The 12372-nt window shown below is 61.1% G+C and carries 10 protein-coding genes; 2 read left to right on the plus strand and 8 right to left on the minus strand.

The features are described 5' to 3' along the window. Positions 1-118: 118 nt before the first annotated feature. From adeC to HX824_RS31895, 3 genes are read right to left on the minus strand one after another with little or no spacing between them, the layout of a single operon-like run. Positions 119-1576 (minus strand): AdeC/AdeK/OprM family multidrug efflux complex outer membrane factor, encoded by a 1458-nt coding sequence (adeC, locus tag HX824_RS31885; protein ID WP_003219806.1) that lies wholly within the window; start codon positions 1574-1576, stop codon positions 119-121. After that, positions 1573-4734 (minus strand): efflux RND transporter permease subunit, encoded by a 3162-nt coding sequence (locus HX824_RS31890; protein ID WP_003219803.1) that lies wholly within the window; start codon positions 4732-4734, stop codon positions 1573-1575. The genes adeC and HX824_RS31890 overlap by 4 nt, the downstream gene beginning before the upstream one ends. Positions 4735-4737: 3 nt before the next feature. Beyond that, a complete protein-coding gene (locus HX824_RS31895; protein ID WP_003219800.1) occupies positions 4738-5886 on the minus strand; it encodes an efflux RND transporter periplasmic adaptor subunit in 1149 nt (382 codons plus the stop codon). Between the two features lie 286 nt (positions 5887-6172). Between HX824_RS31895 and HX824_RS31900 the strand changes: the two genes are divergently transcribed. After that, positions 6173-6805 carry a TetR family transcriptional regulator gene (locus HX824_RS31900; RefSeq protein WP_003219798.1) on the plus strand — a complete coding sequence of 211 codons (633 nt, stop codon included), beginning with the start codon at positions 6173-6175 and terminating at the stop codon, positions 6803-6805. 230 nt (positions 6806-7035) lie between these two features. Here HX824_RS31900 and HX824_RS31905 read toward each other — a convergent pair whose 3' ends face one another. Genes HX824_RS31905 through HX824_RS31915 form a run of 3 tightly spaced genes read right to left on the minus strand, consistent with a single transcriptional unit; the run spans position 7036 to position 9612 of the window. Continuing rightward, positions 7036-8091 (minus strand): alkene reductase, encoded by a 1056-nt coding sequence (locus HX824_RS31905; RefSeq protein ID WP_177050525.1) that lies wholly within the window; start codon positions 8089-8091, stop codon positions 7036-7038. A gap of 26 nt (positions 8092-8117) precedes the next feature. After that, a complete protein-coding gene (locus HX824_RS31910; protein ID WP_003219795.1) occupies positions 8118-9284 on the minus strand; it encodes an MFS transporter in 1167 nt (388 codons plus the stop codon). Positions 9285-9297: 13 nt separating this feature from the next. Beyond that, complete coding sequence (locus HX824_RS31915; RefSeq protein WP_003219793.1) at positions 9298-9612, minus strand: helix-turn-helix transcriptional regulator; 315 nt, start codon at positions 9610-9612, stop codon at positions 9298-9300. Positions 9613-9768: 156 nt separating this feature from the next. On the opposite strand from HX824_RS31915, the gene HX824_RS31920 reads away from it, so the two are divergent. Further along, on the plus strand, positions 9769-10353 hold the full coding sequence (locus HX824_RS31920) for an ACP phosphodiesterase (protein WP_003219791.1): 585 nt from the start codon (positions 9769-9771) through the stop codon (positions 10351-10353). Positions 10354-10462: 109 nt separating this feature from the next. Here HX824_RS31920 and HX824_RS31925 read toward each other — a convergent pair whose 3' ends face one another. Both HX824_RS31925 and olsB read right to left on the minus strand, forming a co-directional pair. Continuing rightward, positions 10463-11254, minus strand: a complete 792-nt coding sequence (locus HX824_RS31925; RefSeq protein ID WP_003219789.1) for a lysophospholipid acyltransferase family protein — start codon at positions 11252-11254, stop codon at positions 10463-10465. Further along, positions 11254-12009: an L-ornithine N(alpha)-acyltransferase gene (gene olsB, locus HX824_RS31930; RefSeq protein WP_008431132.1), complete on the minus strand. Its 756-nt coding sequence runs from the start codon at positions 12007-12009 to the stop codon at positions 11254-11256. The genes HX824_RS31925 and olsB overlap by 1 nt, the downstream gene beginning before the upstream one ends. Between the last annotated feature and the right edge of the window lie 363 nt (positions 12010-12372).

Raw genomic sequence — 12372 nt, forward strand, 5'->3', positions numbered from 1 at the left:
GGTGCGGGGGCGATGAAAGTGGGGGAGAGCGGGTTGTGGGCGATGATCGAACGCAAAGTCATGGGCGTAAAAAAACCGCTTCCTGGGCGGGAAGCGGTTTTTGTTTACTGCGCCACTATCAGAACAACTTCAAGGGCGGTGCTTCTTCTTTCAACGGTTCGTTCTTCGCGGTCTGTTCGTTCCAGCCACCACCGAGGGCCTTGTACAGGTTGACCTCGCTGTTGAGCTGCGCCAGGCGGTCGGTGATCAGCGATTGCTGGGCACTGAACAGTTGGCGCTGGGCGTCGAGGAACGTCAGGTTGCTGTCGACACCAATACGGTAGCGACGCTCGGCCAGGCGGTAGTAATCCTGGTTGGCCGCGACGAAGCCACGTTGGGCGTCCAGTTGCTGCTTGTAGGTCTCACGGGCGGCGAGGCCGTCGGAGACTTCCTGGAAGCCGGTCTGGATGGCTTTCTCGTAGTTGGCGACGTTGATCTCTTTCTGGATTTTCGAGTAATCCAGGCTGGCGCGCAGGCTGCCGGCGTTGAAGATCGGGATGTTGATCTGCGGTGCAAACGACCAGGTACCCGAACCGCCCTTGAACAGGCCGCCCAGGGTCGGGCTCGCGGTGCCGGCGCTGGCGGTCAGGGTGATGCTCGGGAAGAACGCAGCGCGTGCCGCACCGATGTTGGCGTTGGCCGCCTTGAGGTTGTACTCGGCCTGCAGGATGTCGGGACGACGTTGCAGCAGGTCCGATGGCAGGCCGGCCGGTACTTCGCTCAACAGGTCATCAGCCAATGGCCGGCTGACGATGTTCGCCGGCAGGCCGGTACCCAGCAGCAGGGTCAGGTTGTTTTCGTCCTGGGCCACCTGGCGGGTATAACGCGCCAGTGCAACCCGGGCGTTTTCCACCGAGGTACGGGCCTGGCTCAGGTCCAGGGCCGAAGCCACGCCGACTTCATTGCTGCGCGAGGTCAGTTTGAAGCTCTGCTCGTACGCGCCCAGGGTGTCCTGGGTGAGCTTGAGCAGCTCCTTGTCGGCCTGCCAGGTCAGGTAGGCGTTGGCCACGCTGGCCACCAGGCTGATCTGGGTGGTGCGACGCGCTTCTTCGGTCGCGAAGTATTGTTGCAGCGCTTGTTCGCTCAGGCTGCGTACGCGGCCGAACAGGTCCAGCTCATAAGAACTGATCCCGAGGCCCGCCGAGTATTGGCTGGTGATGCCCGCTTCGCCGGTCTGCGACAGCTTGGCCGGGGTGCGCGTGCGGCTGCCGCTGCCCGTGGCCGATACGGCCGGGAACAGGTCGGCGCGCTGGATCTGGTACTGCGCGGCATACGCATCGATGTTCAGGGCCGCGACACGCAGGTCGCGGTTGTTCACCAGGGCGGTCTGGATCAGCTGTTGCAGGGCAGGGTCATGGAAAAACTGCTTCCAGCCCTGCTCGGCAGCCGCCTGGCCCGGCGCCTGGGCCGACGAATACGCCGGCCCCTGCGGGAACTGCGCGGCTACCGGCGCTTCAGGGCGCTGGTAGTCCGGGATCAGCGAGCAGCCACTGAGCACGAATGCCGTGACAGCTAAGGAAAGTAGCGACTTGCTCATTGGCCAGCCTCTTTAGGAGTTTGCTTGGGTTCAGTCTTTTTACGCTCGCCAGCGGAGGACACGGTTGCGAAGAACAGGGGTACCCAGAAGATCGCGAGGACCGTGGCGGTGATCATACCGCCAATTACGCCCGTACCGATGGCGTGCTGGCTACCTGAGCCGGCACCGGTGGAAATTGCCAGGGGCAGTACGCCGAGCATGAACGCCATGGACGTCATGATGATCGGTCGCAGACGCATGCGGGATGCCTCGATGGCCGACTCGACGATGCCTTTGCCCTGTTCGTGGAGCTCCTTGGCGAACTCCACGATCAGGATGGCGTTTTTCGCTGCCAGACCCACCGTCACCAACAGGCCCACCTGGAAGAACACGTCGTTGGACAGTCCCCGCAGGCTGGTGGCGATCAACGCACCGATCACACCCAGCGGTACAACCAGAATCACCGCAATCGGGATCGACCAGCTTTCGTACAGTGCCGCGAGGCAGAGGAACACCACCAGCAGCGACAGGGCGTACAGCGCAGGTGCCTGGGAGCCGGACAGACGTTCTTCGTACGACAGGCCGGTCCAGGAGTAACCAACGCCAGCCGGCAGGTCCTTGGCAATGCGTTCGACTTCCGCCATCGCATCACCGGTACTGTAGCCAGGTGCCGGGGTACCGAGGATTTCCATCGCCGCTACACCGTTATAGCGCGAGAGTTTCGGCGAACCGAAGATCCACTTGCCCGAAGAGATGGCCGACAGCGGCACCATCTTCCCGGACGTGCTGCGCACGTACCATTTGCTCAGGTCTTCCGGAGACATCCGGCTGGCGGCGTCACCCTGTACATACACCTTCTTCACACGACCACGGTCGATGAAGTCGTTGATGTAGCTGCCACCCAAGGCGATTGCCAGGGTCTGCTGGATGTCTGCCAGGCTGATGCCCTGGGCACTGGCCTTCTCGTCGTCAACGGTCAGCTCGTACTGCGGCTCATCGTTCACGCCGTTGGGGCGCACGCCCGCCAGGATCTTGCTTTGTGCCGCGGCACCCAGGAACTGGTTACGCGCATCCATCAGCTTCTGGTGGCCGACGCCGCCCTGGTCTTGCAGGAACACGTCGAAACCGGTGGCGTTACCCAGTTCGAGTACCGAAGGTGGCACCACGGCAAATACCATGGCGTCCTTGAAGGCCCCGAAGAAGTAACCCTGGGCACGCTTGGCAACCTCAAATACCGACTGGCTCGAGTCACGCTCGTCCCACGGCTTGAGCATCACGAACGCGAGGCCCGAGCTCTGGCCACGACCGGCGAAGTTGAAGCCGTTCACGGTAAACACCGATTTGACAGCCTTGCCTTCGCCTGGCTCGCCTTCCTTGTCGTTCAACAGGTAGGCGCGCATATCGTCGATGACTTTCTGCGTACGTTCAGCCGAAGAACCCACCGGTGTTTGTACCTGGGCAAAGATCACGCCCTGGTCTTCCTCTGGGAGGAACGCGCTTGGAATGCGGGTGAACATCCAGATCATGCCGGCAAGGATCAGGGCATAGACCACGAACGCCGGGAACTTGTGCTTGATCATGTTACCGACGCCGCGCTCGTAGCTCAGTACGCCACGGTCGAAGGTACGGTTGAACCAGCCGAAGAAGCCGCGCTTGGGTTGGCCGTGTTTTTCCGGGTCAATCGGCTTGAGCATGGTGGCGCACAAGGCCGGGGTGAAGACCAGGGCAACCAGTACCGACAGCGCCATCGCCGAAACGATAGTGATGGAGAACTGGCGGTAGATCACACCGGTGGAACCACCGAAGAACGCCATTGGCAACAATACCGCCGACAGCACCAGGGCGATACCCACCAGGGCCCCCTGGATCTGGCCCATGGACTTGACCGTCGCCTCCTTGGGCGACAAGTGCTCCTCGGCCATTACCCGCTCGACGTTCTCCACCACAACGATGGCATCGTCCACCAGCAAGCCGATGGCCAGGATCATGCCGAACATGGTCAGGGTGTTGATGGTGAAGCCGAACGCAGCGAGGATCCCGAAGGTACCCAGCAATACTACCGGTACGGTCATGGTGGTGATGATGGTGGCGCGGAAGTTCTGCAGGAACAGGAACATCACCAGGAACACCAGCACGATCGCTTCGATCAGGGTGTGAACCACACCGGAGATCGATTCGGTCACAACCGGCGTGGTGTCATACGGCACCACAGCCTTCATGCCAGGCGGGAAGAACGGTTCGAGGGACGCAACCGTTTCGCGAATCGCCTTGGCGGTGTCCAGTGCGTTGGCACCGGCTGCCAGCTTGATCGCCATACCGGAAGCCGGCTTGCCGTTGAACTGTGCGCTGATGCTGTAGTTCTGGCCGCCCAGTTCGATACGCGAAACGTCACCCAGGCGAACCTGGGAACCGTCGGTATTGACCTTCATCAGGATATTGCCGAACGCTTCAGTGGTTTGCAGACGCGTCTTGCCGATGATGGTGGCGTTCAACTGAGTGCCGGGCAGGGCAGGCAGGCCGCCGAGTTGGCCGGTGGCCACCTGGACGTTCTGCGCCTGGATGGCGTTGCTGACATCCACTGGCGTCAGCTGGTAGTTGTTCAGCTTGGCCGGGTCGAGCCAGATACGCATGGCGTACTGGGAACCGAACACCTGGAAGTCGCCCACACCGGCGGTCCGGGAAATCGGGTCCTGGATGTTGGAAACGATGTAGTTGGAAAGGTCATCCTTGGTCATGCTGCCGTCTTCCGACACCAGACCGATCACCATCAGGAAGTTCTTCACCGACTTGGTAACGCGGATACCCTGCTGCTGTACTTCTTGTGGCAGCAGCGGGGTCGCCAGGTTGAGCTTGTTCTGTACCTGAACCTGGGCGATGTCCGGGTTGGTACCCTGGTTGAACGTCGCGGTGATGGTCATGCTGCCGTCGGAGTTACTGTCCGAGGCGACATAACGCAGGTTGTCGATACCGTTGAGCTGTTGTTCGATCACCTGCACCACGGTGTCCTGCACGGTTTGTGCAGACGCGCCCGGGTAGGTCACCTGGATATCAATGGCGGTTGGCGCGATGGCCGGGTACTGGTTGATGGGCAACTTCAGGATCGACAGTGCCCCGACCAGCATGATCACCAGGGCAATTACCCAGGCGAAAATGGGACGGTCGATAAAAAATTTCGACATGAATTACTCCCCTTGACCAGCAGCGGCAGCAGGAGCAGCAGCGGAACCGGCGGGTTTGGCGTTATCAGCGTCCTTGACCTTGACTTCGATGCCCGGCTTGATGAATTGCAGGCCTTCGGTGATCACACGGTCACCGGCGTTCAGGCCTTTTTCCACCAGCCAGTAGGCGCCGGTAGTGCGGTTGGCCACCAGTACACGTTGCTCGACCTTGTTGTCCTTGTTCACCACCAGCGCGGTCGGGATGCCCTTCAGGTCGCGGGTCACGCCTTGCTGTGGTGCCAGGATGGCCTTGCTGTTCACACCGGCTTGCAACTGCGCGTGGACGAACATGCCCGGCAGCAGGGTGTGGTCAGGGTTCGGGAATACGGCACGCAGGGTCACGGAACCGGTGGTTTCGTCGACCGAGACTTCGGAGAATTCCAGCTTGCCTTCCACGCCGTAGGCGGTGCCGTCTTCCAGGGTCAGCTTGACCTTGGCCGCGTTTTCGCCGGCTTTTTCCAGTTGGCCGCTTTCCAGGTCACGACGCAGTTTCAGCATCTCGGCAGAGGACTGCGTGACGTCGACGTAGATCGGGTCCAGTTGCTGGATCACTGCCATGGCGTCGGTCTGGCCGTTGCTGACCAGCGCGCCTTCGGTGACCGAAGAGCGACCGATACGCCCGGAGATCGGGGCAAACACCTTGGTGTAGCGCACGTTGATCTGGGCCGTTTGCACGTTGGCTTCAGAGGTCATGCGGTTGGACACGGCGGTGTCGTATTCCTGGCGGCTGACGGCCTGCTCATCGACCAACTGCTTGTAGCGATCGGCAATCGACTTGGTCTGGGCGAGGTTGGCCTGGGCGCTTTTCAGCGAGGCGTCATACACCGACGGATCGATCTGATAGAGCTGCTGGCCTTCCTTGACGTCGCCCCCTTCCTTGAACAGACGCTTGAGAATGATGCCGTTGACCTGAGGGCGAACCTCGGCAATGCGGTAGGCCGTGGTGCGGCCTGGCAGCTCGGATGTCAGGGTAAAGGCTTGAGGTTGAATAGTGACCACGCCGACCTGAGGGGTTTGAGCGGGCGGAGCCGCTTCTTCCTTTTTACATCCGCTGAGCAGCGATGCCAGGGCGACGGCAGTAACCAGGGCGGTAACAGCTGGCTTAAGTTGCATGAAGATCCTCGGGTCAGGCGCGCAGAGTGCGCACAAGAAGTGTGGAAGGGTAAAAAACAGGCACTGAGTGGATAAGTAGCTTGCTACGCAATATACTTACGTTCATGGTTGTTTGTAAACTCTTGACAGGCTTCGCGGAATGTTGACAAAGCAGCGTCCAAAGCCTCGATTCTAGTACGTTCGGCGCCCTTGACGGCGTCGTCCCACAATTATTCAGATGGTCGTTAGCAGCGCTTGAGTCTGCGTTACCGATCACCCCAAGTCTCCTGATTGAGGTTTTACTGCCATGGTTCGTCGTACCAAAGAGGAAGCTCAGGAAACGCGCAGCCAGATTCTTGAAGCGGCCGAGCAGGCCTTCTACGAGCGCGGGGTTGCGCGTACCACGCTGGCGGATATTGCCGCGCTGGCAGGCGTGACACGTGGTGCCATCTACTGGCATTTCAGCAACAAGGCCGACCTGGTGCAGGCGATGCTCGATACGCTGCACGAGCCGCTGGATGAATTGGCCAGGGCCAGTGAGAGCGAGGACGAGGTCGATCCGCTGGGTTGCATGCGCAAGCTGCTGATTCATTTGTTCCATCAAGTGGCCCTGGACCCGAAGACCCGGCGCATCAATGAGATTTTGTTTCATAAGTGCGAATTCACCGATGAAATGTGTGATCTGCGCCGTCAGCGCCAGACCGCCAGCCTCGAATGCAACCTGCGCATCGGGCTGACCTTGCGTAACGCGGTCCATCGCGGGCAGCTTCCGGAGAATCTCGACACCGTACGTGCCGCGGTGTGCATGCACGCCTATATCGACGGAATTCTCGGCCAGTGGCTGCTGGTGCCCGACAGTTTCCAGTTGGCCCAGGACGCAGAGCGCTGGGTCGATATCGCGTTGGACATGCTGCGCTTGAGCCCTGGCCTGCGCAATTAAGACAAAATGCGTAATTGCGACCAGTTGTGTCAACAATAAACACCGGGGCTGGTCAATCAGGCTTTTCCCTGATTTTGTGGGGTGACGTTATATACGGGCTGGCGGGCGGTTGATAGGTAGTTGGCTAAGTATTTTGTAGCAATATTGTTGCAAGGCTGTGAAGGAATGTTTCCTGCGGCCCATAAAAAAGCCCCGGCTCTCGCAAGTCGGGGCTTTTTCGTTTCAGCAGATCAGAGTGCCAGGGTCGGGTAGTCGATGTAGCCGACCGGGCCTTTGGCGTAGAAAGTCTCTGGATGTGCTTCGTTCAGCGGTGCATCGGCCTTCAGGCGAGCCGGCAGGTCCGGGTTGGCGATGAACGGCACGCCGAATGCCACGGCGTCAGCCTTGCCCGAAGCCAGCCACGCATTGGCGCTGTCCTTGGTGAAGCGTTCGTTGGCGATGTACGGGCCACCGAAGGCGGCTTTCAGTTGTGGGCCGAGGCTGTCGCCTGCTTCCTTTTCACGGGAGCAGATGAACGCGATGCCACGCTTGCCCAGCTCTTTGGCGACGTAGGTGAAGGTTTCCGACAGGTTGGCGTCGCCCATGTCGTGGGAGTCGGCGCGCGGTGCCAGGTGCACGCCTACACGGCCGGCGCCCCACACTTCAATCACGGCGTCAGTGACTTCGAGCAGCAAGCGTGCGCGGTTTTCCAGGGAGCCACCGTAGTTGTCGGTGCGCTGGTTGGTGCTGCTTTGCAGGAACTGGTCGAGCAGGTAGCCGTTCGCACCGTGGACTTCCACGCCGTCAAAACCGGCGGCCTTGGCGTTCTCGGCGCCTACGCGGTAGGCGTCGACGATATCGGCGATTTCAGCGACTTCCAGGGCGCGCGGGGTAGGGTAGTCGGCCAGCGGACGTACCAGGCTGACGTGGCCTTTAGGCTGGATGGCACTTGGCGCGACCGGGGTTTCACCGTCCAGGTACGACTCGTGGGAGATCCGGCCCACGTGCCACAGTTGCAGGAAGATCTTGCCGCCTGCACCGTGCACGGCCTTGGTCACATTGGCCCAGCCGCGAACCTGGTCGTTGGACCAGATGCCCGGGGTGTCCGGGTAACCCACGCCCATTGGCGTTACGGAGGTGGCTTCGCTGAGGATCAGCCCGGCGGAAGCGCGTTGGACGTAGTACTCAGCCATCAGCGCATTGGGCACGCGACCGGCGTCGGCACGGCAGCGGGTCAGCGGCGCCATGATGATGCGGTTCGACAGTTCCAGGTCGCCCAGTTTGATCGGATCGAAAATAGTCGTCATGGGATAACACCCTTCTCTTTAGTTGATCAGTTAGTCGCGGGGGCCAGGTCGGCATCGCCGGTCTGACGGAAAGTAATCAGGGTCACCAGCAGCGCGAGCACGGCCAGTGCAGCAGCGGCCAGGGGCACGCTGGTCAGGCCGAAGCCGTGGGCAATCACGCTGCCGCCCACCCAGGCGCCGAGGGCGTTGCCGATGTTGAAGGCGCCGATGTTCAAGGTGGACACCAGGTTCGGTGCGGCCTTGCCGAAGGTCACCACGTTGATTTGCAGTGCCGGTACGGCGGCAAACGAGGCGGTGGCCCAGAGGAACAGGGTGATTTCAGTCGGGATCACGGCGACGCTGGTCCAGGTCAGTACGGTGGACACCACCGCCATGCTGATGAACACGCCGATCAGGGTGGCAGCCAGGCGCTTGTCTGCCAGCTTGCCGCCGATAATGTTGCCGACGGTCAGGCCCAGGCCGATCAGCAGCAGGGTCCAGGTCACGCCCTTGGGCGAAACACCGGTGACGTCCCCCAGCAGCGGCGCGACGTAGGTGAAGAGGGTGAACATCGACGCAGCGAACAGCGCGGTCATGCTCAGCGACAGCCAGATGCCGGCGCCTTTGAGTGCTCTGAGCTCGGCGCGCATGTCGAGTTTTTCCTCGTCACGCTTGGCCGGCAGGAAGCGGATCAGGCCGATCAGGGCGATCACCCCAATCACCGTCACGGCCCAGAAGGTCGAGCGCCAGCCGGCTTCCTGACCCAGCGCGGTGCCCAGCGGTACGCCGAGCACGTTGGCCAGGGTCAGGCCGGTGAACATCAGCGCCACGGCCGAAGCACGCTTGTTGGCCGGCACCAGGTTGGCGGCGACCACCGATCCGATACCGAAGAAGGCGCCGTGGCACAGCGCGGTGACCACACGGGCAAACATCAGCACGTTGTAGTCGCTGGCCAGGGCGCAGAGCAGGTTGCCGATGATAAAGATGCCCATCAACGCTACCAGGGCGGCCTTGCGCGGCAGCTTGGCGGTGGCCAGTGCCATGAAGGGGGCACCGATGGCCACGCCCAGGGCGTAGCCGGTCACCAGCCAGCCGGCGCCGGGAATCGATACACCGAGGTCGGCCGCCACATCGGGCAACAGGCCCATGATGACGAACTCGGTCGTACCGATGGCGAAGGCGCTTAAGGCCAGGATGAGTAGCGAGAGAGGCATTGATGGGTCCTTGTTACAGCGGTGCGCTGAGTTCTTCGGTGAGCGCTTTGAGGAAGGCTTGGATCACGTCCTCATTGCGTTTGAAAAAGTGCCATTGGCCGGCCTTCTGGCTGCTGATCAGCCCCGCCCGTTGCAGGTTCGCCAGGTGCGCCGACACGGTGGACTGAGACAGCCCGCAGCGCTGGTCGATCTGCCCGGCGCAAATGCCGTATTCGTGGTTGTGCAACTGCTCGGGGAATTGCACTTTCGGATCTTTCAGCCAGTTGAGGATGTCTCGCCGTACTGGGTGCGCCAGGGCTTTTATTATTTCGTCGAGGTCGATGGACATGGCAGTGATGCTCGTTTTTGTAAAACGTTATATCGCGATGAGGCGAACTTTAAATCGTTGTATCCCGATATACCAATATGATTTTGGTCTTAAACCAGATTGAATCGGTATATCGGGTTATAACGATACGTTGACGGCAGTGCTAGACTGCGCGCCATGAATTATCTCGCACATCTGCACCTCGGCGGCCAACTTCCTGCTCAATTGCTTGGCAGCCTGTATGGCGACTTTGTTAAAGGTCGCCTGCAAGGCCAGTTCAGCCCGCAAATCGAGTCGGCGATTCAGTTGCATCGCTCAATCGATCGCTACACCGACAGTCATCCGCTGATCGGGCAGGCGCTGTCGCGCTTCACCCTGACCCGGCGCCGCTATGCCGGGATTGTCCTCGATGTGTTTTTCGACCACTGCCTGGCGCGGGACTGGGCGTTATATGCCGATCAGCCGCTGGAGCGATTTACCTCTGAGGTTTACCGGGTGCTCGCCGAAGAGCCGGCGTTGCCGGGGCGGCTGGCGCAGATTGCGCCGTACATGGCGGCGGATGACTGGCTGGGTTCGTACCGCGAATTTGCGGTGATGGAACAGGTACTTCGAGGAATTGGCCGACGCCTGACTCGGCCCGAAGAACTGGGCCATGCCATGCAGGAATTACGAGCGCTGTACGAGCCTTTGAGCGAGGACTTTCGGGTGTTTTACCCAGAATTGCAGCGGTTCTCAAATAGCCAGTTGGCAATACAACTATAAATGTGGGAGCGGGCTTGCTCGCGAAAGCGGTGGGTCAGCTAATGAATCTGCTGACTGATGCACCGCCTTCGCGAGCAAGCCCGCTCCCACATTTTTCACCGTGCTCGCTTCAGGCCGCGAATGCTGGCCGCGCTGGCATTTGCTCAGCTTCTGGAAGGGGGCCAAACAACGCCTTCTGCACCGCCTGCTGCGCCTGGAACGCCAGCGCCGCACGTTCCTGCCCGGCGCAGGCAATCGGCTTGAGCAGATGGATTTCCACGTCGCCCTGGTCATTGCCGAACAAACGCATCAAGTGCGAGAGCAAATCATCGTCGCCAATAAACGGTGCCAGCGGGTCGATGTGGCCATCGCGCAGATAACGAATCGCCACCGGTTGCAGCGACACATCGGCATCAATCGCACTGGCCAGTAACCGCCCGTGGAACGTACGCAGGGCGCGGCCGTCGGTGGTGGTGCCTTCCGGGAACATCAACAGCGGGTGTTGTTGTTCCAGATGACGCGTCATCTGTTTGCGAATCAACTGGCTGTCCCCCGAACCTCGGCGGATGAACAGGCTGCCTGCCTTGGCGGCCAACCAGCCCGCCACCGGCCAGGTGCGCACCTCGGCCTTGGACAGGAACGACATCGGCGCCACCATCCCCAGCAGCGGGATATCGGTCCACGATACGTGGTTGCTGACCCACAGCATCGACTGTTGCGGCAACTCACCGTGAACGGTCACGCGAAAGGGCAGGGCGTTGGTCAGCCGTGCCATGAAAAAACGCGACCAGCGCTGCCGGCGCACCATCGAGTTGGCCACGCCCAGACGTTCAAACACGCCAAACACACTGGCCATGGTCAAACCCAGGGCCACCACCACCAGCACGCGGGCAATTCGCCCGTACACCCGAAGGCGGCTCATCACATGGCTGCCTTGAAGTGGCGGGCATACCGCGGGCACAGCTCGTCGCGCTTGAGCAGGATGAACACGTCGGCCACCTGGAAGTCTTCGTCCCAGCAGGGTTCGCCGCAAATCTTTGCACCCAGGCGCATGTAGGCCTTGAGCAAGGGGGGCATTTCGGCGATGACGTTGGATGGCAGGTCCAGTGCCGGCAGCGGCTTTTTCGGCTCGGCCCGCAGGTGTTCGTTGCACAGGTAGCGTTCGCGCAGGCGCTGCATGATGGCGTGGGCCTGGATGCCGCCGTCGTGCATCGGGATGCTTGCGCAGCCCATCAGGTAACTGTAGCCGCCCTGGTTGAGGACTTCGGCCAGCTCGCCCCACAACACGGCGATGGTGCCGCCGTTGCGGTAGGCGGGGTCGACGCAGGTGCGGCCGATTTCCAGGATGGGGCCTTTGAGGTGCAGCAGGCCGTGGAGGCTGAATTCTTCTTCGCTGTAGAAGCGGCCCAGGGTGGTGGCGGCCTGGTGGTCGAGCAAACGGGTGGTGGCGACGAGTCGACCGCTGTTCAAATCCCGCACGCCGATGTGGCTGCAGTGAACATCATAGTCATCCATGTCCAGGCCCAGTTCAGCGCCTTTCAGCTTGGCGTTGAATTCGCCGCTGAACACGTTGAACCGCAGGGCCTGGGCTTCCTGCAAAGCCTGGGCGCCGATCAGGCGTTCGGCTTGCAGGCGGCGTTCATTGCCGGTGTCGCTGATGCGGGCGATCTGAGTCATGGCGAGTCTCCGAGTGCCGGCCAGGGTTACGGCCGGTCGACTTGTTTGTGCCATGTCAGGCTATGTAGGGCCGGTGTCATCTCCATGAAGTTACGGTGACGCTTAGATGACAGGCATTTCGCCGGTGGGTGCCGTGTTTTTTGTGTACATATCCGTTGCTGCGGTAACGGCGGCTTGGGGTTCCGCTCTTACAGCGGGTCACTTTTTTACAAACGCCTAAAAAAGTAACCAAAAAACGCTTTGCCCCACCACTCGGTGCCTCGCCTAGGCTCGGCATGCCCGCACTCCGGCCCGGTTCCGCGGGCCGCCGCGACGGGCCATCCATGGCCCGGCGCGGCTAAATCGGCGTCCCTGCCGGTTTAC

The sequence above is a fragment of the Pseudomonas sp. D4002 genome (assembly GCF_013385665.1).
Taxonomy (GTDB): domain Bacteria; phylum Pseudomonadota; class Gammaproteobacteria; order Pseudomonadales; family Pseudomonadaceae; genus Aquipseudomonas.